Annotated in this window: 21 protein-coding genes; 15 read left to right on the top strand and 6 right to left on the bottom strand. The window is 50.3% G+C overall.

Annotation, left to right across the window (positions count from 1 at the left end; translation table 11 throughout):
- Nucleotides 1-8 precede the first annotated feature (8 nt).
- A complete protein-coding gene (locus tag B9G79_RS16925) occupies nt 9-1,505 on the bottom strand; it encodes an acyl-CoA synthetase (protein WP_088566534.1) in 1,497 nt (498 codons plus the stop codon).
- A 17-nt stretch (nt 1,506-1,522) separates the two neighbouring features.
- Nucleotides 1,523-2,533, bottom strand: coding sequence for a ketoacyl-ACP synthase III (locus B9G79_RS16920; RefSeq protein ID WP_088566533.1), 1,011 nt, complete (start codon nt 2,531-2,533; stop codon nt 1,523-1,525).
- A 144-nt stretch (nt 2,534-2,677) separates the two neighbouring features.
- Here B9G79_RS16920 and fabG point away from each other — a divergent pair, with 144 nt between their 5' ends.
- The 10 genes from fabG to cyoE all read left to right on the top strand — a co-directional run bounded on the left by fabG (nt 2,678) and on the right by cyoE (nt 11,274).
- The gene (gene fabG, locus B9G79_RS16915; RefSeq protein ID WP_088566532.1) at nt 2,678-3,427 is read left to right on the top strand and encodes a 3-oxoacyl-ACP reductase FabG; all 750 of its coding nucleotides are present in this window, start codon (nt 2,678-2,680) and stop codon (nt 3,425-3,427) included.
- Nucleotides 3,428-3,462: 35 nt separating this feature from the next.
- The gene (locus B9G79_RS16910) at nt 3,463-4,464 is read left to right on the top strand and encodes an alpha/beta fold hydrolase (protein ID WP_232468849.1); all 1,002 of its coding nucleotides are present in this window, start codon (nt 3,463-3,465) and stop codon (nt 4,462-4,464) included.
- Complete coding sequence (locus B9G79_RS16905; protein ID WP_088566531.1) at nt 4,461-5,237, top strand: alpha/beta fold hydrolase; 777 nt, start codon at nt 4,461-4,463, stop codon at nt 5,235-5,237. Before B9G79_RS16910 ends, B9G79_RS16905 begins: the two co-directional genes overlap by 4 nt.
- A gap of 148 nt (nt 5,238-5,385) precedes the next feature.
- Nucleotides 5,386-5,922 carry a c-type cytochrome gene (locus B9G79_RS16900; RefSeq protein ID WP_088566530.1) on the top strand — a complete coding sequence of 179 codons (537 nt, stop codon included), beginning with the start codon at nt 5,386-5,388 and terminating at the stop codon, nt 5,920-5,922.
- Nucleotides 5,923-5,958: 36 nt separating this feature from the next.
- Entirely contained in the window at nt 5,959-6,816 is an 858-nt protein-coding gene (locus B9G79_RS16895; protein ID WP_232468847.1) for an SCO family protein, read from the top strand.
- Between the two features lie 6 nt (nt 6,817-6,822).
- Complete coding sequence (coxB, locus tag B9G79_RS16890) at nt 6,823-7,779, top strand: cytochrome c oxidase subunit II (RefSeq protein WP_088566528.1); 957 nt, start codon at nt 6,823-6,825, stop codon at nt 7,777-7,779.
- 10 nt (nt 7,780-7,789) lie between these two features.
- Nucleotides 7,790-9,397: a cytochrome c oxidase subunit I gene (gene ctaD / locus B9G79_RS16885; RefSeq protein ID WP_088566527.1), complete on the top strand. Its 1,608-nt coding sequence runs from the start codon at nt 7,790-7,792 to the stop codon at nt 9,395-9,397.
- Nucleotides 9,384-10,049, top strand: a complete 666-nt coding sequence (locus B9G79_RS16880) for a cytochrome c oxidase subunit 3 family protein (RefSeq protein ID WP_080701406.1) — start codon at nt 9,384-9,386, stop codon at nt 10,047-10,049. The genes ctaD and B9G79_RS16880 overlap by 14 nt, the downstream gene beginning before the upstream one ends.
- 3 nt (nt 10,050-10,052) lie before the next feature.
- Nucleotides 10,053-10,388: a cytochrome C oxidase subunit IV family protein gene (locus B9G79_RS16875; protein ID WP_011162887.1), complete on the top strand. Its 336-nt coding sequence runs from the start codon at nt 10,053-10,055 to the stop codon at nt 10,386-10,388.
- A 7-nt stretch (nt 10,389-10,395) separates the two neighbouring features.
- Nucleotides 10,396-11,274 carry a heme o synthase gene (cyoE, locus tag B9G79_RS16870; RefSeq protein WP_088566526.1) on the top strand — a complete coding sequence of 293 codons (879 nt, stop codon included), beginning with the start codon at nt 10,396-10,398 and terminating at the stop codon, nt 11,272-11,274.
- A gap of 27 nt (nt 11,275-11,301) precedes the next feature.
- Here cyoE and maiA read toward each other — a convergent pair whose 3' ends face one another.
- A complete protein-coding gene (gene maiA, locus B9G79_RS16865) occupies nt 11,302-11,958 on the bottom strand; it encodes a maleylacetoacetate isomerase (protein ID WP_088566525.1) in 657 nt (218 codons plus the stop codon).
- Between the two features lie 64 nt (nt 11,959-12,022).
- Between maiA and B9G79_RS16860 the strand changes: the two genes are divergently transcribed.
- From B9G79_RS16860 to B9G79_RS16850, 3 genes are read left to right on the top strand one after another with little or no spacing between them, the layout of a single operon-like run.
- Entirely contained in the window at nt 12,023-12,748 is a 726-nt protein-coding gene (locus B9G79_RS16860; RefSeq protein WP_088566524.1) for a hypothetical protein, read from the top strand.
- Nucleotides 12,749-12,802: 54 nt separating this feature from the next.
- Nucleotides 12,803-13,360, top strand: a complete 558-nt coding sequence (locus tag B9G79_RS16855) for a porin family protein (RefSeq protein WP_226987892.1) — start codon at nt 12,803-12,805, stop codon at nt 13,358-13,360.
- Between the two features lie 23 nt (nt 13,361-13,383).
- The gene (locus B9G79_RS16850; protein WP_088566523.1) at nt 13,384-14,364 is read left to right on the top strand and encodes a fumarylacetoacetate hydrolase family protein; all 981 of its coding nucleotides are present in this window, start codon (nt 13,384-13,386) and stop codon (nt 14,362-14,364) included.
- A gap of 28 nt (nt 14,365-14,392) precedes the next feature.
- On the opposite strand, the gene B9G79_RS16845 is transcribed toward B9G79_RS16850, so the two are convergent.
- Nucleotides 14,393-14,962: a superoxide dismutase family protein gene (locus tag B9G79_RS16845; RefSeq protein WP_088566522.1), complete on the bottom strand. Its 570-nt coding sequence runs from the start codon at nt 14,960-14,962 to the stop codon at nt 14,393-14,395.
- 57 nt (nt 14,963-15,019) lie between these two features.
- Nucleotides 15,020-15,142, bottom strand: coding sequence for a hypothetical protein (locus tag B9G79_RS18535; RefSeq protein ID WP_269768123.1), 123 nt, complete (start codon nt 15,140-15,142; stop codon nt 15,020-15,022).
- A 241-nt stretch (nt 15,143-15,383) separates the two neighbouring features.
- Between B9G79_RS18535 and B9G79_RS16840 the strand changes: the two genes are divergently transcribed.
- Both B9G79_RS16840 and pbpC read left to right on the top strand, forming a co-directional pair.
- Nucleotides 15,384-20,852, top strand: a complete 5,469-nt coding sequence (locus tag B9G79_RS16840; RefSeq protein ID WP_088566521.1) for an alpha-2-macroglobulin family protein — start codon at nt 15,384-15,386, stop codon at nt 20,850-20,852.
- Entirely contained in the window at nt 20,849-22,867 is a 2,019-nt protein-coding gene (gene pbpC / locus B9G79_RS16835; RefSeq protein ID WP_232468845.1) for a penicillin-binding protein 1C, read from the top strand. Before B9G79_RS16840 ends, pbpC begins: the two co-directional genes overlap by 4 nt.
- On the opposite strand, the gene B9G79_RS16830 is transcribed toward pbpC, so the two are convergent.
- Nucleotides 22,868-23,275 carry an OsmC family protein gene (locus B9G79_RS16830; protein WP_088566519.1) on the bottom strand — a complete coding sequence of 136 codons (408 nt, stop codon included), beginning with the start codon at nt 23,273-23,275 and terminating at the stop codon, nt 22,868-22,870.
- Nucleotides 23,276-23,324: the final 49 nt, after the last annotated feature.

Here is a 23,324-nt window from a genome sequence, read left to right as displayed (position 1 = left end):
CGGACCTGTTAGAAGCTTTGATTCACCGTTTCCGCTAGAACGCGCTTCAGAATTTTGCCGCTGTCCCCTTTGGGAAGGCTCGGCAAAAACACGAAATGTTTGGGAATTTTGAACTTCGCCAGGTTCTGAACGCAGTGCTGGTGCAGGGTTTCCGGCGTCAGGTCATTGCTGCTGCGAACCACAAAGGCTTTGCCGACCTCGCCCCATTTGTCATCCGGAATGCCAATGACCGCCGCCTCTAAGACGCCGGGGTGGGAACGCAGGATCTGCTCCACTTCGGGCGGGTACACGTTTTCTCCACCCGAAATGAACATGTCTTTTTTGCGTCCGACAACATAATAATAACCTTCGTCATCACGACGAACCAGATCGCCGGTGCAAAGCCAGCCTTCTTTGATGGTTTCTTGCGTGGCCTTTTCGTTGTGCCAGTAGCCCTGCATGATCATCGGACCGCGTAAGAGCAGTTCGCCCACCTGATTGGCCCCCAGCTCGCGGCCTTCAGGGTCGACGACTTTGGCTTCAATATAGAAGTTCGGAAAACCGATAGAGCCGATTTTGCGAAGGGCATCTTCTTCATTCAGTGAAAACACATTCGGACCAAATTCGGTCAGACCATAGCCCTGGCGGACGGGAACGCCTTTTTTATCCCAGGTCTTGATCAGCTCCAGCGGCATCGGTTCGCCGCCGACAATGGCATAGCGGATGTTTTCTAAGTTGGTGTCGTTGAAACGTGGGGACCTTGCCATCATTTCCATGGTGGTCGGAACACCGAACAACAGCGTCGCTTTTTCTTTTTCACTTAAAGCTAAAATTTGTTCAGCGTCGAATTTTTTCAAGAACACCACTTTGGCGCCACGATGAATGAACGGAGTCGTTAAAACATTCCAGCCACCGGTGTGGAAGAATGGCAAAAAGATCACCGTGCAGTCGGTTTGTGAAATATTTAGTCGCAACGTTGTGTTGATCGAATTCCAGAAGATCATTTTGTAGGTCAGGATGGCGCCTTTTGGGGAGCCTGTGGTGCCTGACGTGTAAAGGATCATCGCCGGATCATTCTCGTTCGGCACGAAGGGCATTTCCCCTTGCGCTGGCGGATTTTGCAGATCTGTAGCGAAGCTGTCTGGTCCCTGCAGGAGATAGTGTCTTGTGCCCGGAAGGTTTTCGACGATGTCACGATACGCTTCCTGGAACAAAACCAGTTTTGGCGAAGAGTCGGCGACGATGTGATTGACCTCTCGCTGGGTCAGGCGGAAGTTGACCGGCACCATGATGGCGCCCAGGCGTTGCAAAGCAAAGAACAGAAACACGTATTCCAGTTCGTTGGTGGCCAGGACCGCCACACGGTCCCCTTTGCAGATGCCGAACTTTTCGTGCAGCACGTGCGCTCCGGCGTTGGCCAGATCGAAAAAATCAGCGTAGGAAAATTCACGGCCCGTATCGCCATCTTTAATGGCGATATTTTTCGGAGAATAAAGCTTCCAGCGTTTCAGCCAATCCAGTTCCATCGTTACCTTCTCGTGGATTAAGTGTCGTATCCCCACTCCAGAGCCAGTGCAGCCATGCTCATACCACCGCCGGAGCCCAACATAAAGACCAAGTCGCCTTTTTTCATTTTTTTCTGATTGGCCGCATCCGCCACCGCCATGCCGATGCTGGCAGAACCGGTATATCCGTAGCGGTCCATCACGTAATGGGCGCGATCGCGCGGAAGCTCCAGTTTGTCCAAAGTTTCATAGATGCTTTGCACGTTGAACTGGGTGATGAAGAAATGCTTGATATCAGACGGTTTCTTCTGGATGCGATCCAATAAAATATTAGTCAAACGCGGCCAGTGGATGCCGTTGGTTTCAGGCGGAATGCGTTTTGGGAAAGCCAACAGGTGACCTTTGTTTTCCACGACCTGGTGAGTGACCGGCTGGGCTGTGCCCCCGGCATAGATGCCCATATAGTCGTGATATTGACCGTCGGTGTACATCTGGCTGTCGATGAATCCGGTGTTGTCTTTGGACGGCTGCAAAATCACCGCTCCCGCGCCGTCGGCAAACAGCGAAGCAATTTTGTAATCATCAAAGTTCAGATACTTGGACATCGCATAGGCGCCCACCACCAGAACATTTTTGTACTTGCTGTCGGCGAAAATATATTTTGAAGCGATATCGCAGCCCACAACAAAACCCGCGCACGCGGTGTTGATGTCGTAAGTACCCGCATTCACTGCGCCCAGGCGGTAAGCCACCACCGAGGCCGTGGACGGGGAAAGATAGTCAGGTGTGTCAGTAGAGACGATAATAAGATCCAGATCCTTGGCTGTGATGCCAGCAGCTTTCATCGCCTGTTCGGCGGCGGGCAGAATCAAATCCGACGTGCGCTGATCTTCATTCATCCAGCGGCGTTCCTTGATGTTGCGGTTTTCCGCGAGGAAGGTTCCGATGTCTTTTTTGTAAAGATCATTGAAATATTGATTGGTGATCACGCGTTCAGGCGCGTACATCCCGGTCCCTGCAATTGTCGCTTTTCTTGTCGTCGTCATCATTTAATCCTTTGCGATTTCGCTAATCTAGAATTCAATTTGCGGTCTTTGGCAAGAAAAGAAATTTAGAGCATTAACTCTATACTCCGAGCGAAAAAGTGCTTTTTCCTTTGACGGACCGGGGGCTTGTGGGGGTACTTCAAGTTCATGACAAATATTAATTTTGATTTCAAAAACAAAAATGCCATCGTGACCGGCGGAGCTTCCGGTATCGGTTTTCAAATCACCAAAAGCTTTTTGGAAGCCGGTGGAAATGTTTCCATCTGGGATTATTCTGAAGCAGCTTTGCAAACTGCAAAATCTGAATTTGCAAAATACGGATCGCAGATTCACATCGCGCAAGTCGATGTTGGCAATCGTGACTCCGTCGCGAAAGCGGCGGCGTCTTTGCCGTGGGCTGTGGATATTCTTGTGAACAACGCCGGTATCACCCGCGACAAATCTTTTGCAAAGATGTCACCTGAAGACTGGGATGCGGTGATCAATACCAATCTGACGGGTTTGTTCAATGTCACTAAATCTGTTTTGGAAAAATTCAATCCAAACTCCAGCAGCAAGCGCATCATCAATATCGCGTCTGTTGTGGCGCTTTATGGAAACTTCGGTCAGACGAATTACGTGGCGGCAAAAGCGGGCGTTATCGGTATGTCCAAGACATGGGCGAAAGAGCTGGGTCGCAAAGGTTTCACTTCCAATGCAATTGCTCCGGGCTTTATCGCAACGGCAATGACCAAAGCGATGCCTGCAGAAGTTCTGGACGGCATGAAAGGCAAAGTTCCGGTGGCGCGTTTGGGTGAAGTGGAAGACATCGCCAACGCATGTTTGTTCCTGTCCAGCGAGCAGGCGGGCTATATCAACGGCGCTGTGATCAGCGTTGATGGCGGTTTGGTTTTGTAAATGATCTGACAACTTTTTTATAAGGAGTGACTTCGATGAGATTTCTGTTCTTGGCTTTGAGTGTCTTGGTATCAGGTTTCTTTGTGTCCCTGGAGTCTTTGGCGAAGGCTGAAGTGTTTAAGGGCTTCGTACAGGTTGCTCCGCAAAAAGAGTTGTTTGTGGATTATGTTCCGGCCAAAGAAAAACAGCCCACGGTTATTTTGATCAATGGTCTGACTTACAGCACCCGCCAGTGGGATTCTTTCGTGAATGCTCTGCTGGCAAAAGGTGTCGGCGTTTTGCGCTATGATCCCATCGGACAAGGGCAGACTTTGTTGAAGTATGCTCCGGTGGTGGCGCCGATTCCGGTTCAGGATCAGGTCGCAGACCTGAAAGCGCTTTTAGATAAAATGAATTTAAAAGGTCCATATAATATTGCTGGACTGTCTTATGGCGGTGGTGTGGCTGCAGGCTTCACCGCCGCTTATCCATCCCTGGTGAAAAATCTGATCATGATGGCTCCGTTCACACGTCCGTTGGATGGTCAGGATCAGTGGATTCGTGCGCAGATCTGGGCGACTCGTCAGATTTTTCCGTTTAACAAAATGTCCGACGATGATTTGTATGACTATTATCTGCATCAGATCATTTATGCGACCTATCCGCAGGCAGAGCCGATCGTGCTTGAAAATCCGTTCAAGCTGGAAGCCACTTTCCGTCTGGTTCAGGGGATTCGCAAGTATCGTCCGATTGATTTGACAGAATCCATTCCGGCAAAATCATTGCATCTGTTGATTGCACGCCAGGATCAGTACATCAATACAAGCGTGCTGGATGAATACTGGGATGCCGTTCCTGAAAAATCCCGCGCCAGCCGTTTGTACATCAATGGTTCGGAACACAAGATGGTGGAAGCCGTTCCAAACTTCACCGCGGCTTGGGTTTATCAGATTCTTTCCGGCAACAAGAAGCTTTCTGAGGGTCGTGATTTTGAAGGTTATCCCTTCCGCGGAGAAGTGCGCACCGGCCAAGAAGAAATTCAGGTGGGTCGCGAATGATTCACCATGAAGTCGTCGACGGGCTGGTTCCGGAAAGTGTTTTCTTTATCCATGGAAATCTGGCTTCCAACCGCTGGTGGTATCCGGCGCAGGAACACTGGGCAAAGCATGCGGCGGGAAAGAATTATTCCGGTTCTTTGATTTACGCTGAATTTCGCGGGTGCGGGAAAAGTGCCGCCCCCAAGGATAGCAGTGAAGTTGACATGCATCTGTTTGCCGAGGATTTCATCGCGTTGCTCAAACAACTGAACAAGGGGCCGTATCATCTGGTGGGGCATTCCACCGGGGGGCTGATTGCGGCGCTGATGTTGTCAAAAGCACCCACTCTTTTTAAAAAGGCCGTCCTGCTTGATCCTGTCGGGGCACAAGGCGTCACGTTCGATGCTTCGATGATCACCGCGTTTGAGCAGATGAAACAAGATCGCGCGCTGACGGCGACGGTGATTGGATCTACGATTCATAATAATAATCCCCATTCCCAATACTTCCAGGAAGTGGTGGTGGCGGATGCCTATAAAGCTGTGCAAACCATCGGTCACTGGGTGCTTAAAGCCCTTGATGGGCTTGATGTTCGCGAGGATTTGAAGTCCGTGGAACATGAAGTTCTGGTGCTTCACGGGGAGCACGACAAGCTGCTTTCTGAGGTTGATTCTCAAGCTCTGGCGGCGCTGTTTTTGCGGGGTAAATTCGCGCAAATTCCTGACTTAGGACATTGTCCAAATATCGAGAATCCTGAAGCCTTTGTGAACATCACTCGGAGTTACCTGTTCTAGCGGCGGCGTGGCGCATTGCGCCGCGCAAAATCAACTCGACCGGGTCGGCGTAATAGGTTGCCCATCAGCCTGTTTTCGGTTAGTTATCGTTTAATATATTACAATACTGTGACAAAACTACTTTGCGTCCCCCAGGGAGTGCCAACCTATGTCTGAACCTAGAGATGAGTATAACCGTAGTGGTCTGCTGGCGTTTGCCTTTTCAATGGTATTCGTCTGTGCATTCTTCGTTTACATCGTTGCGATCAATAAAGGTGTTGATCTTGGCGAGAACGTTGTAGATCCAAATGCCCCTGCAGTAGAGGGCGCTGTTCCTGTCTTCGATATCACCAAAGTTCAGGATCCTTGGGTTTCCACTCCAGAAATGGTTGCTTACGGTAAGAAGTTCTACGCTACAAACTGCGCTATGTGCCACGGTAACGAAGGTAAAGGCGACGGTGCTGCGGGTGCGGCTTTGAATCCTAAGCCACGTAACTTGGTTGAAGGTAAATGGACTCAAGGTGAAGGCGCTATCGCTCACTATAAAGTTCTGCAAAATGGTATCAAAGGTTCCTCTATGGCGGCTTACTCTCATTTCAAGCCGGCTGATCGTTGGGCTGTGATCCATTTCATCGATTCTATCACTGAAAATAAATCCAAAGACGATCCTGCTAAAGTTGCTGAGTTTGCAAAAACCGCACAATAATTAAGGATTTAATTAATGCTTGCCAATGAGCTGGTATTGAAAACAAAGACAATGGGAACGGTACTGATGACAGCCGTTCTTGTTTTGTTTTCAGCAGGTGCTCAAGCCTACGACGGCAAGCCGGCTCCGATGGTTGCCAACGAGCAGCCCAAAGAGCTTGAAGGCGTGGGTATCGACGAAAAGTTGGGTTCAAAAATCGACCTGACTTTGAAAGTGAAAGACGACAATGGCCAGGAAGTGGCGCTGGGGTCTTTCTTCGACGGTAAACATCCGGTGATCATTTCGCCGGTGTATTTTTCCTGTCCGGGTCTTTGTAACTTCCATTTGAACGGTCTGACCGACGCGCTCAAGTTGATGGACAAGGATTGGACGATTGGTAAGAAGTTTAAGTTGCTGTCTGTGAGTTTTGACTCAAAAGAGACTCCCGACTTGGCGGCACACAAAAAACAGACTTACATGAAGCTGTATGACCGCGCCGGATCTGAAAAGGAATGGCACTTCATCACGGCGGACGAATCCACGGTGCAGGCACTGACGCAGTCACTGGGATTCAAGTTCAGATGGGACGAGAAAGCCCAGGAGTGGGCCCACGCTTCAGCAGCGATTGTGATCACTCCGGACGGCACGATCTCGCGCTATCTGCCGGGGATTATGTTTAATCCTCAGGACATCAAGATCGCTCTGAACGAAGCGACCGATGGTAAAATCGGAACCTTCGTCGACAGCTTGGTGCTTTATTGTTTTAAGTATGACCCACATCAAAGCAAGTACACGCTTGTTGCCTTCAACGTAATGAAGATGGGCGGAGCGGTGATGGTTTTGGTGATGGTAATTTGGTTATTGCCTGTATGGATTCGCGCTCGCAGAGAGCAGAACAATACGGCGGGGAGATAAAGGTACATGATGTGGTTTAATATTGCGAAGGCCCAATCCTTCATGCCCACGCAGGGAACCGAGATTGCGAAGCAGGTCGACAATCTTTATGGATTCTTGCTTGTAACAAGTTTGATCGCCTGCGTCCTTGTGATCGGTGGGATGATCTATTTCGTTTGGAAATACAGACGTAAGTCTTCCAACGACAAGACAGCCTATATCTCTCACAACACAGCGTTGGAGTTCTTGTGGTCATTCATTCCACTTGTAATCTTCCTGGGTGTGTTCGGCTGGGGCTGGTACATCTATCACCAAATGCGCGCGATGCCTAAAAATGCGTTGGAAATCAACGTATTGGGTAAACAGTGGGCTTGGGAAGTTGAATACAAGAACGGTTTCAAAACCGTGAATGAGGTTGTGGTACCTATCAATCAGGACGTGAAGATTCTTCTGACTTCCTCTGATGTGATCCACTCCTTCTTCGTTCCATCCTTCCGTATTAAACAGGATGCGGTTCCAGGCCGTTACACAGCTTTGTGGTTCAAGGCTGACAAGCTGGGCGAATTTCACCTGTTCTGTACTGAGTACTGCGGTACTTCTCACTCCGGCATGATCGGTAAGTTGAGAGTTGTTTCCCGTGAAGACTTCGACAAATACCTGGAACAGGGTCAGGAAGAAAGATTCCTGCCGCTGGGTGAAAAAGGTAAGAAATTGTTTGCGGTTAAAGCCTGCGCGTCCTGCCACGCGGTGGACAGCCCGGCAACAATGGTCGGTCCTTCTTTGTTCCAGAAATTCGGTCACGAAGAAGTTATGGATGATGGCACCAAGATCATGTTCGACGAAAACTACATTCGCGAATCCATCCTTGAGCCAAACAAACACATCGTTAAAGGCTTCCCTAAGGGCGTAATGCCCACCTTCCAGGGTCAGCTGAACGAAAACGAATTGAGTGCTCTTGTCGAGTACATCAAGAATCTGAAGTAAGGAGTTGAGCATGGCGAAAACTACAGCTCACGGCGACAACTATATTAATTTCGAAAAAGGCATCTGGTCCTGGCTGACTACTGTCGACCACAAACGTATCGGCCTGATGTACTTCATCACAGTTATGTTCTTCTTCCTTGTCGGTGGGATCATGGCTTTGTTGCTTCGTTTGGAACTTTTTGCTCCAAATGCGGCACCAAACGTGGGTCAGATTCTGGCAAACGGTGACGTTTACAACCAGGTGATGACGTATCACGGGGCGATCATGGTCTTCATGGTTATCGTTCCTGGTATCCCGGCGATTCTGGGCAACTTCTTCCTGCCTTTGCAAATCGGTGCGAAAGACGTGGCCTTCCCAAGAATCAACCTGCTGAGCTGGTACTGCTTCATGGCGGGTGCGGCTCTGGCGATTGCGACCTTCTTCACTACTAAGATCGACACTGGTTGGACGTTCTACACTCCTTATTCTATCAGAACGGGTACAGCGACGGCGATGATGGTTCTTGCAGCCTTCATCATGGGTATGTCCTCCATCCTGACAGGTCTGAACTTCATCGTGACTGTGCACAAGCTGAGAGCTCCTGGCATGACCATGCACCGTATGCCATTGTTCATCTGGTCTTTGTATGCAACAGCGATCCTTCAGATGCTGGCGACTCCGGTTTTGGGTATCACATTGCTTCTTCTGGCAGTGGAAAGATTCCTGGGTATCGGTATCTTCGATCCTAAACTGGGTGGTGACCCGGTATTGTTCCAGCACTTCTTCTGGTTCTACTCTCACCCTGCGGTTTACATCATGGTTATCCCGGCGATGGGTATCATCTCCGAGCTGATCACGACCTTCTCCAAAAAAGTCATCTTCGGTTACACGGCGATCGCATACTCTTCTTTGGGTATCGCGGCGGTGTCCTTCTTCGTTTGGGGTCACCACATGTTCGTGTCCGGTCAGTCTGAAACGACTGGTATCATCTTCTCCTTCCTGACAATGCTGGTTGGGGTTCCGACGGCGATCAAGATGTTCAACTGGGTGGCGACTTTCTATAAAGGTTCCGTGTCCTTCCAGTCTCCGATGCTTTACGCTTTAGGCTTCATGTTCCTGTTCGCCATCGGTGGTGTGACTGGTATCATGCTGGCGACCTTGCCAATCGACGTTCACTTCCACGATACCTACTTCGTGGTGGCTCACTTCCACTACGTAATGGTGGGTGGTACCTTGATGGCGTTGATGGGTGGTTACTTCTACTGGTTCCCGAAAATGTTCGGTAAGATGTACAACGAAACCACTGCTCGTATCTCTTTCGTGTTCATCTTCATCGGTTTCAACGTGACCTTCTTCCCTCAGTTCGTTCTGGGCGCAATGGGTATGCCTCGTCGTTACTTCGACTACATCCCGGCGTACGAGAATCTGAATAAGATCTCCACAGTGGGTTCTTGGTTGATCCTTATCGGCTTCCTGTTCGGTCTTTACACAATCGTTCAGGGTCTGTTGAAAGGTGAAAAAGCTCCGATGAATCCTTGGGGCTCTAAAACTTTGGAGTGGCAGACGGCTTCTCCTCCTCCACATGACAACTTCAGTGTTGAACCAGTAGTAACAGCGGGGCCTTATGAGTACAGATAATACAGCACACGGCGCTCACACAGCACACGTAGCTCACCACTTTAAAACGGCTGAGCAACAGTATTCCTCTGGTAAAGAGGGTATCTGGTTGTTCATGCTTACAGAGATCCTGATGTTCGGTGCGATCTTTGTGGGTTACGCTCTTTATCACAATGAATATCCGGCGATGTTCGCTGAAGGTGCGAAGTCTCTTGATTGGAAGATGGGTTTCGTAAATACCCTGGTTCTGATCTTCTCGTCCTTCACTATGGCGATCTCGATCTCCTTCATCCAGAAGAACCAGCAGAAAAAAGCGGTCCTTGCCCTGGCAACGACTGTTCTTTGCGGCGCGATCTTCATGGTGATCAAGTACTTCGAATACCAGCATAAATTCCACCTGGGTCTGTTTCCGGGTAAATTCCTGGATGTTGCGAAAGTGGGCGCAGAACACGCAAACCTTGGTTTGTACTTCGGCTTCTACTACGTGATGACGGGCCTGCACGGTATCCACGTCTTGTTGGGTATGGGTCTGATCACATGGTGTTTGATCCGCACTATCCGCGGTGATTTCCACAGTCAGTACTGGATCGTTGTAGAAGGTGTTGGTTTGTTCTGGCACATCGTCGACTTGATCTGGATCTTCCTATTCCCTCTTCTGTATTTGGTGGGGTAACAAATGGCTCAACATAACGACAGTAATTCGAATGTTCTTCATCCGCACATCACGCCACTGGCAACTTACTTCAAAGTTGCCCTGGCTTTGTTCGGTCTGACCTTCCTGACAATCATCGCCCACAACTTCAGAGCTGAATTGGGTGCTTTGGCTGCGCCAGTGGCGTTCCTGATTGCTTTGGTTAAGGCTACATTGGTCTGCCTTTGGTTCATGCACTTGAAAGACGACACCAAGATGAATCGCTTTGTCTTTGCATCTGGTTTCTTCTTCCTGGCGTTGCTGTTCGCGATCTGCGCGATCGACTTCGCGACTCGCGTTCACGAAGTCAGCCCGCTGTAAGATTATCGTGCTACGAATCTACGCAGATCTTACCAAGTTTGGCATAGTCGTTTTCTCAGTCCTAGCGGGACTGGCCGGCTATGCCACTGGTTTTCAGATCGAAAATCCCTTTGATTGGAAAATCTTTTTAGAAACCCTGCTGGGGATTTATTTCCTCAGCTCGGGCTCTCTTGCGCTCAATCAGGTTCAAGACTGGAAGATCGACCAAAAAATGCCCCGTACAGCCAAGCGTCCGATCCCTTCCGGTAAAATCAAGCCGGCAGCGGCGGGTATTTTGTCGGTAGGTCTTTTGCTGGTCGGTATGAACATGCTGTTCAAGCTGGAGCCTGTGGCCGGCTGGGTGGGGTTGTTCTGCGTTTTCCTTTATAACGGTCCTTATACTTTGTGGTGGAAACGCCGTTGGGTGTTTGCGGCCGTTCCGGGGGCGATCCCGGGGGCTTTGCCAGTGACTATCGGTTACGCGGTGGCAAATCCGGACATCTTCAACTCGGAGTCTTTGTATCTGTTCCTGATCATGTTCCTGTGGCAGATGCCGCACTTCTGGGTGCTGGCAATCCGTTACAAAGATGACTATGCAGCGGGCGGGATTCCGACTTTGCCGGTGGCTTTGGGCATGGAAAAAACCATGTTCCAGGTCGGCCTTTACACCTTCGTTTATGTGGGTGTGGCTTTGGCGGCGCCGGTGTTTGTTCACGCCAGCTGGATGTTTGTTCTGCTGACGTTCCCGTTTGTGTTCAAGGTTCTGCAAGAGTTCTATCGCTACTACAAGTCCAATGGGACTGAACGTTGGCTGGCCTTCTTTATGTGGCTCAACGTTTCCATGTTAGTCTTCATCATCATCCCGGTGATTGATAAATGGAACTTCCTCTTCATTCATCATAACTAAAAGAAAAGGCCCGTTTCCGGGCCTTTTTTATTTTTTGAATTCTTCGGGTGTATCCATCTGATTGAACGGGTGAGCTTTCTTGAAAGCTTCCAGCTTCAGGCAGTTGTTGTTGATCTTCACCAGGGTTGGGAATTTGGTGATGTCGGCTTTGTATCTTTGAGACGTTAAAAGCTGCGGGATCAGGAAGATGTCGGCCATGGTGATTTCATCACCGAAGCTGTAAGTTCCCGAGAACTCTTTCAGCGTTGTTTCAAGAACTTCCAGCCCCTGATAGATCCAGTGCTGGGCCCATTCGTCTTTTTGGTCCTGGTCATAGCCATGTTTGTTGGTCAGGTACTTGAGTGTTTTCAGATTGGCCATCGGGTGCATGAAGGAATTGATCACTTCGCATACTTGGCGGATGCGGGCACGTTTGTAGGCATCTTTCGGCATCAGAGGTGTTTGTGGGAAGACCTCGTCCAGATATTCAATGATGGCAAAGGATTCCGGGATGATCTTGCCGTCGTGGATCAGCGTGGGTACGCCGCCCAGCGGGTTGATGGCTTTGTATTCCGGGGTCAGTTGTTCGCTCTTCAAAAGATTGATGGGTTTGTACTCAAAGGCCAGACCCTTGTGGTGCAAAGCCAGACGAACACGGTACGAAGTGGAGCTTCGAAAATAGTTGTAAAGTACTATCGAGGACATATACTGACTCCTATTGAGCCTCACATTTCATTCTGCTTTTGATTTTCAGTCAAAGGACTTTTCGATGCCCAATCGTTTTATCTTTTCTCTGCGTTTCTCTTCTAAAGTGTTTTTAAAGATGGCCGTCTTGGCGTTTGCCATGATCGTCTTCATGACTTTGTTCCGACTGAATCTCTATTTCCTGTCGGTGTTTCATGCGACCCCGGATGCGGCGTTTGTTGAATTTGCCCAGTCTTTCCTGGCGGGGTTTCGTTTTGATCTTTTGATCTTTGGATTCTTGTTCATTCCGCTTTATTTCCTGGTGATGATTCAGGCGGTGTTGCAGAAATGGCCGCGTGCAGGCTTTGTGTTTTATAAAGTCTATTTCACGACGGTTTGGTTTCTGATCTGTGCTCTGACGTTTGTGGACTTTTTCCATTTTGCGAAATACGGAAAGCGCATGCGCTTTGCTGATTACAGCTCCTGGAATTTGGAAGGCTGGCTTGAACAATTCAAGTCGCTGCCTCCGAATCAATCCTGGATCTTCTGTATCATCACAGTTCTTTTGTTCAGCCTTGGATACATGCTGGTGAAAAGCCTTAAGTTCGGGGATTGGAAGGACGAGTATTCCCCGCAGGCCGGGTCGAAGTTTGAGATCCTGTGGCGGGCGTTGCTTCCATTGGTTCTGATTGTTTTGGCCGCTCGTGGAACCGTTGAAGCACACCATCTGGCTTTGGAGCACAGCGAGGTGTCGCTGGATAAGGTTATAAACGAGATGGCACTAAATGCTGTGTGGTGTTTTGATAAGTAATTCAAATTATGGGACTATTTGAGGGCTTCAATGAAAGCCTTTAGGAGGATTAAAATGAAAAAGTTGGCTCTAACAGTGATGGCTGCTTTGGGTATGATGTCATCCGTTGCGATGGCAGATATTGATTATGGTTTGGAAGTGGGTATTCGTCAGCAGTCCGGTGAAGTGGATTCTAATTTGGCTTCTGTAAAATCCCAAATGGGTTTCCAGTTCGGTGCAACAGCTCATTTCCCGATCTCTGGTGCATGGCACATGCGCACAGGTTTGCTTTACACTCAAAGACCGGTGATTGTTGAAACAGATGCGACTGGTGATGAAAACAAGATCAGCATGAACTATCTGGATGTTCCAGTGGCGCTTATGTACAAATTCGAAGAATACGCAGGCGTGTTCGCCGGTGTATCTTTGGGTCTGAATCTGGACAGCGATGCTGAAGTCGGCAAAGTGAACGATGTAAAATCGCCACTGACTCCGATCATCTTTGGTGCAAGCTTCAAATTTGCTCCGCAGTTGGGTGCTACTTTGTATTATGAAACTGCCAGCGGTGATGCCGCAGACGGTTTGAAAAACTACCGCGCGGTGGGCGCGAACTTGCAGATCACTTTTGACTAAGATTTTTTGAAATAGGATTCGACGTGAAATTAGGTTCTCTTAAATCGTCTCAAAGCATGGATGGTGAATTGTGTGTGATCAGCCGCGACCTTAAAACCGCGGTGAAAGCCACAGCTATTGCCCCATCCTTGCGTGAAGCGATGGAAAAATGGTCCGAGAAAGAAGCTTCCCTGAAGAAACTTTCTGACGACTTGAATGCGGGCAAAGCGGCAGGTGCTTTTGCCGTTAAAGAAGGTGACTTCCACTCTGCGCTTCCGCGCACATGGTTGTTCGCTGATGGTTCTGCCTTTATCTATCATATCAAGCTGGTGCGCATGGCGCGCAAAGCTCCGCTTCCAGAAACCTTGAGCACGGTTCCTCTGATGTATCAGGGCGAGTGTGGGCAGTTCCTGGCACCGACCGAAGACATCCCTCAGCGTGATTTCGCACACGGGACAGACTTTGAAGGTGAAGTGGGTGTGGTGACTGACTTTGTACCAATGGGCGTGACCCCTGATGAGGCACTGAAATACATCCGTCTGTATGTCTTGATCAATGACGTGTCTTTGCGTGGATTGATCCCTGAAGAGCTGGCGGCGGGCTTTGGATTCTTCCAAAGTAAACCGGCATCAGCCTTGGCTCCGTTTGCCGTGACGGCAGACGAGCTGGGTGAGGCATTGAAAGACGGGCGCATTCATTTGCCACTCAATGTGAAGTACAATGGTGAATTCTTTGGTAAAGCCAATGCGGGCGCCATGCACTTCCACTTTGGACAGTTGATTGCTCATGCGGCAAAAACCCGCAACCTGGCGGCGGGTTCTGTGATCGGCAGTGGAACTGTTTCCAATGAAGATCACGCCAATGGTTCAAGCTGTCTGGCGGAAAAACGCATGATTGAGCAAATCGAGACCGGCGCGATTAAAACGCCATTTATGAAGTCCGGCGACACCGTTGAAATGGAAATGTTCAACGCCAAAGGTGAAAGCATCTTCGGACGAATCTTCCAGAAGGTGAAGGCCGTTTAAGCCTTCACCCTTCATTTCGGGCCCTTGTTTAAAGGGCCTGAATCACTCCGCACGCAATACGCGCACCCGAGTTTCCTGCCGGTTGGGATTTCAAATCATCCTTGTCCGCGTGAATAACCACCGCTTTACCAATGATGCTTTCAGCACCCGGTTTCATAGTCATGCCTTTGATCACCAGAGTTGTGATGGCTTTGGACTTGTTATCGGCAATCAGATTTCCCATATCACCGACATGGCGTCCCTGACCGTCGTGGCCCGCGTGAGATCCCTTGGTCGGATTGAAGTGGCCACCGGCTGAAGAAAAGTCCGCAGCAGAACAATCACCTTTTTCATGGATATGGAATCCGTGAGGTCCCGGTTTGATGCCTTCAACCATCGTTTCGATTTTCATTTCGCCATCACCTTCGGTGAAGTGAATGATGCCTTTCAGTTTGGAACCTTTAATGGTTTTCAAAACTGCCTGGGCTTTTTGAGGAGCGGCTGTCGCCGTTGGGGTTGGAGTGGGTTCAGCAGGGGCAGGGGCTTCAGCCTTCTTGGATTTATGCATACAAGAAGTCATCGCAACGGCCAACAAACTGACAAGCAACATTTTCTTCATAGGGATCCCCTTTCAGTATTGTGCTGAATATTGTCACTGATCCCTGAGTTGATGTCATCAGCCATTCGCCAGATAGGCGATAATACCGACCACGATGAATGCGGTCAGATAGAAATAAATTACCACACGTCCTAAACGAATTTTCGGAGCCAGAATAGCTCTTGTTTCAAGAGTCGTCATAAAGACCTCCCTTTACTAGCCATTATTTTCTCATGGTTTTGTGTGCGCTCACCAATAGATAAAAGCTAATCCCCTCATAGAGAAAATCTTACGTCTTTTCCCCGTGATTTCGAGTTGGGGACGAATACAGAACTAAGTCCAGTTTTGAGAATGAAACCCCATTGAGAACGTCGGCATAGGGCATCATCCAGTGACCTGACTGAAAGCGACAGCCAAGCTTAAGAGGCAGAAGGAGTTCCCTATGATCAGTTTGTTTTTCTCTCTTCTAACCACGCTGTCTTTTGCTCAGCAAAAAGTGCAGGTGCAGACGTTCACTCCACAGGGCTTTGTAAAATCTGTTGAGCAAGTGCGGGTCGAATTCAATCAACCGATGGTTCGATTTGGCGAAATCAAACTGGATTCTCCGGTGCAGAGTTCGTGCTTTGATGCAAAAAAAGGACAGGGCCGCTGGATCGACACCCGGAACTGGGTATTTGATTTCACTGAGCCCGTGGCTGGAGGACAATCTTGTGAAGTGAAGGTTCATGGTCAGATCTTCAGCTTCAACACAGGCGGCCCGCATATCAAAAATATCTTCCCGCAAACATATCGTGACATTGATCCCGAGCAAAGTTTTGTGGTCTTTGCCGACTCTCCGGTAAAAACAGAATCTCTGGCTGCGGGTGTTTACTTTGTGATTGAGGGTCTGGGGGATCGTGTCCCTGCGCAGGTGATCACAGGTGGGGAAGCGACAAAAACTTATCAGGCTGCCGAAAATGAATACAAGTACGAAAAAGAATTATTTAAAGGCGACTATGTCGTTCTGAAAGCACAGCGCCCTTTCCCGGCGGGTGCCAGAGTGAGCCTGGTATGGTCCAAGGCCGTGCAGTCACCATCCGGTCACACTTCGAAAGAAGATGAAGTGTATGAATTCAATGTGCGTGAGCCGTTTAAATTGTCTTTCAATTGCGATCGGGAGGCTGCGAACAGACCCTGTGTCCCTTTGATGGGGATGCGTCTGAATGCTTCAGCATCATTCCCGGCAAAGCTGGCACAGGAAATTTATATCCAGTCAGCCGACGGAAAAAAAATCAAAGCTGCGAATCTGGATGCCGCTGCGGGCGGAAAAGATAACGTCAGCTATTTGGAGTTTAAGGGCCCGTTTGTGGCCAACAGTCAGTACACTGTGGTGATTCCCGCAAAAATGAAGGACGAGGATGATCGCCTGTTGTCCAATCAATCCCAGTTCCCTTTGAAGGTAAAAACCGGCGAAGATCCTTCGCTGCTGAAATTTGCCTCCACTTTCGGGGTGATCGAATCCGGTCCCGAGGCGGCCATGGCGGTGACTTTGCGTCGCGTGGAAAAGTCTGTGGACACTCAGTTTGGGGGCTGGACAGGGCAGTTGAAGGCGAATGACTTTAAGTCCGTGATAAAGGCCTTGGGCGAAGTGATGCGAAACCCTTACGGTGAAGAAGCTTTGAAAAACTGGCAGGGGAAGGCCACACAAAAAATCAAAGTCGACAAGCCGGCAAAAGCCACAGACCTTGAGGTGGTGGGAATTCCGCTGAAGGCTTCTGGATTCTATGTGGTGGAAATGAAAAGCCCTCTGCTGGGACAGAACCTGCTGGATCAGAAAAAGCCATTCTATGTGCGTTCGGCCGGTCTTGTGACGAATATGTCTGTGCATGTGAAGCACACGCGCAATGAAGCCTGGGTGTGGGTGACGGAGCTTAAAACCACTAAAGTCGTCCCGGGTGCAAAGGTTTCCATCTTTGACAATGCCGGGAATGTTATTTCCAGTGCCACAACGGATGCGCGCGGATGGGCTTCCTTCAAGTTCGCAAAACCGGTGGATGACTGGGCGACGGATCCACAAAGCGGCTTTTATGGGGGCTTTTTTGCCATGGCGGAAAAAAGTGATGATTTCAGCTTCACCCATACCAGTTGGGACAAAGGCATCGAATCGTGGCGTTTCCAGATTCGTTCGGGCGACACGGATTCCCTTTGGCTGGGGCATGCGATTTTAGACCGCACACTTTTGAAACCTGAAGAAAAAATGTCAGCGAAAATTGTACTGCGCAAAACCAGCCTTTCGGGGTTTTCGTTGCCGACAGCAAATGAATGGCCGACCCGTCTGACGGTGGCGCACGATTCCGGATTGCAGACGTTCAAGCTGTCTTTGACCTGGAACAAACAAACGGGCGTAGCGTTGGTGACCTGGCCGGTGCCCGCTGGGGCGAAGCTGGGACGCTGGACCCTGACTTTGGAAAAAGACACGCCTTCAATCCAAATTGCTGTCGGTGACGTGGCTGTTGAAAACTTCCGCGTTCCATTGATGCAGGTAAGGCTGGATGGCACAAAACCGGTGTACGTGCAGGAAAAGAATATTCCCGTACAGGTGTCCGGAACATACTTTGCCGGCGGTCCTGCCGGGGACTTGCCAGTGAAGATGCGCTGGAATGTTGAGCCGGGCTATTTCTCGCCGCAAAATGAAGATTTCCAGGAGTATGCTTTTGCCAATGGAGCGGTCAGTGAGGGCCTGTTCCGCCAGGGCGAAGAAGAAATTCACCGTCACGTCCCACAAAGTGGGACTCGTGATTTTAAGTTAAACAAGCAAGGCGTGGCCCAGGAATCAATCTCCGGAATTAAATATGCGGCCGCACCTCAGAATCTGCGTACCGAGATTGAATACAAGGACCCGAACGGAGAGATTCAATCACTCAGCCGCACCTTCCCTTTGTGGTCGTCGTCTCTGGTTTTGGGGATGAAGTCCCGCGGTTGGTCCGCGACTCCGGATAAAGTGGAGTTTGATGTCGTAGCCCTGGATCTGCAACAGCGTCCACTGAAAAATCAGAGTGTGCAGGTTGATCTGTATACCAGCCGTTACTACACCCACCGCAAGCGCCTGGTGGGGGGCTTTTATGCCTATGAAGATTTCCGGGAATACAAAAAAATAGGCGAGCTGTGCCGCGGGGTCACGGATGCCCAAGGCCAGTTCCTGTGTAAAGGAAAGACCAAGGCTTCGGGATCCGTGATTGCGGTGGTGTCCGGTAAGGATGCTCAAGGGCGCATAAGCTATAGTAACGTCACTCAGTGGATCATTCGCCCTGGGGAAAATCAGTGGTTTGGATCTGAAGACAATGATCGTGCGGATCTGATCCCGTTTAAGAAAACTTATGAACCTGGCGAAACCGCAGAATTTCAGTTACGCACGCCCTTCCCGCAGGCCAAAGTTCTGGTGACCGTAGAGCGCGATGGCATCCTTCACTCGGAAGTCGTCGATGTCAGCGGTGACAGCCCGGTGATTCGTGTGCCGATCAAAAAGGAATATGCTCCGAATGTGGTGGTATCAGCCTTTGCGATCCGCGGTCGACTGGCGGATCCAAAACCAACGGCGCTGGTGGATTTGGCGAAGCCTGCTTACAAGCTCGGTCTTGCACAAATCAAAGTCGGCTGGAAAGAAAACACTCTGAAAGTGTCGGTGGCTACGGACAAAAAGACCTACAGTGCCCGTCAGAAATCCCAAGTCACAATCAGCGTGAAAGACAGTCTGGGTCGACCGGCAGCCAAAGCGGAAGTGGCTTTGGTGGCTGTGGACGAAGGGCTGCTGGCTTTGCGGGACAATGATTCCTGGGATCTGCTGGGCTCCATGATGCGACTTCGTTCACACACGGTGCAGACAGCAACGTCACAGACGCAAGTGGTGGGTCGTCGCCACTTCGGTTTAAAAGCCGTACCTATCGGCGGTGACGGGGCGGGAGGTCTTCGCCGCGAACTGTTTGATACCCTGCTGTACTGGAACCCGAGTGTAAAACTAAACGCCAAAGGGGAGGCCAAGGTTGATATCAAGCTGAATGACTCCACCACGAGCTTCCGCATTGTGGCGGTGGCCCTGCAGGGGCAGGATCAGTTCGGCACAGGCTGGACATCCATTCAGTCTTCTCAGGAAGTCATGATTATGCCGGGCCTTTCTTCGGTCGTTCGCGACGGGGACGAATTCCAGGCAGGGTTCACAGTGCGCAATGCCTCGGATAAAATTCATGATCTGAATTTGACCCTCGCCGTGACTCCAAATGCGGGGACTCACCCGGCCCAGAAACTGCGCCTGGCAGCAGGCGAGGCAAAAGAGGTCTTTTGGAAGGTCAAAGTTCCGGCCGGTGCTTCCCAGCTTGAGTATATCTTAAGCGCCCGCACGGTTGATGGTCGCGCGGTGGACGAGATAAAAAAGACCCAGCAGATTCTTCCGGTGAGAGTGGCAAGAATTTATCAAAGTGAATTTGGCAACTGGCCGGACTTCAAAAAGCTTTCTTTGCAACAACCTGCCGGAGCGGATCAGGCAAAAAGCTCTATCGTTGTGGAACTGAACAGTTCCCTGGGTGGTTCGACGGAAGGCATTCGTGAGTTCTGGAAGAACTATATGTATTCCTGTCTTGAACAGCAGGTTTCAAGAGTCGTGTCTTTGAATGACAAAAAGGCCTGGCAGAAGCTGGAAGACAAGCTTGACACCTATTTGGATGGCAACGGGTTGTTGCGATATTTCCCGGGGAATGCAGTTTCTGGAAACGTGAACCTGACAGCTTATGTCTTGAATATTGCCCACGAGGCCGGCTTCACATTCAGTGATGAACATGAAAATCGCATGCTGGATGCGTTGAATGCCTACGCTGAAGGCCGTTTGCGTGAAAGTCAGGAATTCGATCGTGCCGATAGTGTTCTTAAAAAGATCACCGTCATGGAGACACTTTCCCGTTATCGCCGACTGAATATCGCAAGCATACCGACGATTGAATATTCGCCGAACCAATGGCCCATGTACACGTTGATTGAATGGTATCAGATTCATTTGTGGGAAAAAGAGGTGTCCGGTCGAGAACAGACTATGAAAGACATCGAGTCTGTCTTGCGCAACCGCTTTTACTTCTCCGCCAAGCGTTTGCAGTTCAAAGATGAGCGTTTGGAATCCATGCCATGGCTTATGCGTGACACAGAGAGCTCGGTCCTGCGCCTGATTCTGACCATGATGAAGCTTCCGCAATGGCAGTCCGATATTCCTCGCCTGTATCAGGGGGCATGGGGCCTGCAGCAAGAGGGGGCCTGGGCGTTGACTTCAGATAACGCCTGGGGCGCGATTGTGATGAGACGTCTGCAAGAACACTATGGCAAAGAAAAAGTCGAAGGGACATTCGTGGCAGAACTTGCCGGGGCTTCCGAGAAATACTCTTGGTCCAAGGGAAGCTCGGGTTCGTTGAGCCTTCCATGGCATCAGGACAAAGGCGAATTGAAGCTGGATCAGCAGGGCGCGGGTCGTCCGTGGATCACGGTGTCGGTGAAAGCCGCCGTTCCTGTGACCAAGCCGGTCTTTGCCGGATTTAACGTTGAAAAAATCATCACGCCTGTCGAGCAGAAAGAAAAGGGCCGCTGGAGTGTCGGGGATGTCGCCAGGGTTCAGTTGAAAGTAAAAGCCAAAGCTTCGCAGACCTGGGTGGTGGTTGAAGATCCAGTCCCGACCGGGGCCAGTGTGATTCAGGCTTCTTATGCGACCTCGGTGGAAAGAAAGTCCGAGCTGATTCGTTTCTATCATTCCTGGTTCCCGCAGGATGAACAGGTGATGGAATACACATTGCGCTTCAATCAGTCAGGTACCTACGTACTGCCAGCACCGCGCGTGGAGGCGATGTACAGCCCGGATCTCTTTGCGGAACTGCCAGAATCCGTATGGAGTGTGCAATGAGAAAAAGACTGATCTGGGGACTTGTTGGGGCGGGAGTGCTGGGGCTGAGTGCGGGACTTGCAGTCCTGGCCAGCGGGGTTCCGTCTTTGCCCTCTTATGAGTCGGTGAAAAAGTCCTATGTCAGTTCAGATTTGTTTCTAGTGGATCGTAACGGAAAACCGTTGCATCAATGGCGTCAGGATCTGAAAGAGCGCACTTTATTGTGGGCGGATCATAAAGGCATTTCACCGGCCATGATCGCGGCGCTGCTGAAGTCGGAGGATAAAAATTTCTTCCGTCACTGGGGCGTGGATCCTGTGGCCATGGCGGCCTCGGTGTATCAGCGCAGTGTGAAGGATTCCCCGCGCGGGGCCAGCACGATCACCATGCAATTGGTGAAACTGCTTCATCCCCATAAGAAAACCTGGCAAGGGTTGCCCGGAAAAATGCGCCAGTCTGTGGCGGCGCTAAAACTTGAAAGTCAGTGGAGCAAAGAGCAGATTCTGGAAAGCTATCTGAACCTGGTCAGCTTCCGTGGCGAGCTGCGGGGGGTGAATGCGGCGTCGTGGATGATGTTTGGAAAAAGTTCAGCGGATTTAAATCGTGTGGACTCAACACTTCTGTCCGTCCTGATTCGTTCGCCGAATTCTGAAACCGCACAATGGGAAAAACGCGCCTGTTGGCAGGAGCCGGATCTGTGCCCCAGCTTGAAGGACAGTATCAGTCGCATTCAGCCGCAAAAGATGAGCACCCAGAATCAACAGGCCCTGCATCTTGCACAAAGATTTTCAAAAGAGGGGCGGCGCGGTCAGATTCAAACAACTTTGGATCGGGACTTGCAAAATTATATCCAGGAACAGATCACCTCCCAGATTCGCAGGCTTCAGGCGCAGAACGTGAATGACGCCGCGGTGATTGTGATTGAAAACCGCACGGGCGAAGTTTTCGCCTATGTCGGTGGATCTGGCGATCTTTCCAGTGCGCCTTATGTCGACGGAGTTCAGTCCTTAAGGCAGGCAGGATCGACGCTGAAGCCTTTCTTGTATGCGACAGCTTTTGAAAAGAATCTTTTAAAAGCCGAATCCTGGCTTGAGGATTCGGCCGTGGATATCGTCTTTGACCGGGGCGTGTACAAACCCCAAAACCATGACCGCCAGTTTTATGGCTGGGTGATGGTGAAGACCGCATTGGGATCGTCCTTGAATGTTCCGGCGGTAAAGACCTTCAAACTTTTAAACGATGATTCATTCTGGGGAAAGCTTAAGGCGTTGAATTTCAGAAATCTGGAAGAGCCTGAACACTACGGACCGGCCCTGGCTTTGGGGGTGGCGGATGTGACCTTGGAGGATCTGGCGCAAGGCTATCGAACCCTGGCCCAGGATGGTTTCTTGTCCTCGTTGAAATTTGAGCCTCTTCAGGAAACGGCCGAAGCTGTTGAGGTCTTTCAGGCAACCAGTGCGCGCGAGGTGAAAGAAATTCTGTCCGACAATCAGAACAGGGCTTTGGGGTTTGGACTGGATTCCGCCCTGGCGCTGCCGGGGGCGGCGGTAAAAACCGGAACCAGCAAGGACATGCGCGACAACTGGTGTGTGGGGATGAACGATCGTTTTACTGTGGGAGTGTGGGTTGGAAATTTCAGCGGTGAACCGATGTGGAATGTGATGGGAGTCAGTGGCGCCGCCCCGATCTGGAAGCGCACCATGATCTGGTTGCAGGATCACTATCCGTCTGAAACCAGACTGGCCGAAACCGTTCCACCGCAGGAATCATCTCCGGAAGCTTATCCGGGGGCGCGCATCTTGTATCCTCAGGACGGCATGGTGCTGGCGCTGGATCCGGCAATTCCGCCGGGAAATCAAAAGATGCCTTTGCTGGTTGAAAATTCCTTAAAGAAGGATCTGTACTGGAAGATCAACGAAGACAAAAAAATAAAGGCGACCGATTCTTATCTGTGGTCGCCTTCGTTGGGTCGTCATCACTTTGTGCTTTATGAAGGTGACAGCAAAGTGGCCGAGGTCTCTGTTCTGGTAAAATAACTAGATGTCATAGTGGAACAAAACCGGAACCTGCATGTCCGGGTGAACGCTTTGTTTCACCGGGCAGGTCAGGGCGATTTGTTCCAGTTTTTTTCTGTAGTCATGCGGGATGCTTTGAGGCATGTGCAGCACCACATTCAGCTTCACGATACGGCGTGGGTTTACGCCCATTTCTTTTTCCACTTCAAAGCGCGCGCCCTTTAGTTCCACACCGTCTTTGTCAGCGGCAATGGCCATCACAGTCATCATGCAACTGCCCATGGCAGCACCCACCAGGTCTGTCGGAGAAAAAGCTTCACCTTTGCCATTGTTGTCTTTGGGGGCGTCAGTTTCCAGTGCGGCACCGGACGGGCCGTGTTTGATTTCACTGTGTTTGTGACCTTGATAGACTCCGGACATTTTAACCATGGGGCAACTCCTGTGAAGTTAACATGGCCTCAAATCGGGAGCCGGTCAA

Source organism: Bdellovibrio bacteriovorus (assembly GCF_002208115.1).
Taxonomy (GTDB): Bacteria; Bdellovibrionota; Bdellovibrionia; order Bdellovibrionales; family Bdellovibrionaceae; genus Bdellovibrio; species Bdellovibrio bacteriovorus_C.
This window is presented reverse-complemented; position numbering and strand designations above follow the sequence as displayed.

Bases quoted from the DNA above. Each gene is read 5' to 3' on its own strand.
- B9G79_RS16925 (WP_088566534.1), bottom strand. From the start codon at position 1,505: ATGGAACTGGATTGGCTGAAACGCTGGAAGCTTTATTCTCCGAAAAAT.
- B9G79_RS16920 (WP_088566533.1), bottom strand. From the start codon at position 2,533: ATGATGACGACGACAAGAAAAGCGACAATTGCAGGGACCGGGATGTAC.
- fabG (WP_088566532.1), top strand. From the start codon at position 2,678: ATGACAAATATTAATTTTGATTTCAAAAACAAAAATGCCATCGTGACC.
- B9G79_RS16910 (WP_232468849.1), top strand. From the start codon at position 3,463: ATGAGATTTCTGTTCTTGGCTTTGAGTGTCTTGGTATCAGGTTTCTTT.
- B9G79_RS16905 (WP_088566531.1), top strand. From the start codon at position 4,461: ATGATTCACCATGAAGTCGTCGACGGGCTGGTTCCGGAAAGTGTTTTC.
- B9G79_RS16900 (WP_088566530.1), top strand. From the start codon at position 5,386: ATGTCTGAACCTAGAGATGAGTATAACCGTAGTGGTCTGCTGGCGTTT.
- coxB (WP_088566528.1), top strand. From the start codon at position 6,823: ATGATGTGGTTTAATATTGCGAAGGCCCAATCCTTCATGCCCACGCAG.
- ctaD (WP_088566527.1), top strand. From the start codon at position 7,790: ATGGCGAAAACTACAGCTCACGGCGACAACTATATTAATTTCGAAAAA.
- B9G79_RS16880 (WP_080701406.1), top strand. From the start codon at position 9,384: ATGAGTACAGATAATACAGCACACGGCGCTCACACAGCACACGTAGCT.
- B9G79_RS16875 (WP_011162887.1), top strand. From the start codon at position 10,053: ATGGCTCAACATAACGACAGTAATTCGAATGTTCTTCATCCGCACATC.
- maiA (WP_088566525.1), bottom strand. From the start codon at position 11,958: ATGTCCTCGATAGTACTTTACAACTATTTTCGAAGCTCCACTTCGTAC.
- B9G79_RS16860 (WP_088566524.1), top strand. From the start codon at position 12,023: ATGCCCAATCGTTTTATCTTTTCTCTGCGTTTCTCTTCTAAAGTGTTT.
- B9G79_RS16855 (WP_226987892.1), top strand. From the start codon at position 12,803: ATGAAAAAGTTGGCTCTAACAGTGATGGCTGCTTTGGGTATGATGTCA.
- B9G79_RS16845 (WP_088566522.1), bottom strand. From the start codon at position 14,962: ATGAAGAAAATGTTGCTTGTCAGTTTGTTGGCCGTTGCGATGACTTCT.
- B9G79_RS18535 (WP_269768123.1), bottom strand. From the start codon at position 15,142: ATGACGACTCTTGAAACAAGAGCTATTCTGGCTCCGAAAATTCGTTTA.
- B9G79_RS16840 (WP_088566521.1), top strand. From the start codon at position 15,384: ATGATCAGTTTGTTTTTCTCTCTTCTAACCACGCTGTCTTTTGCTCAG.
- pbpC (WP_232468845.1), top strand. From the start codon at position 20,849: ATGAGAAAAAGACTGATCTGGGGACTTGTTGGGGCGGGAGTGCTGGGG.
- B9G79_RS16830 (WP_088566519.1), bottom strand. From the start codon at position 23,275: ATGGTTAAAATGTCCGGAGTCTATCAAGGTCACAAACACAGTGAAATC.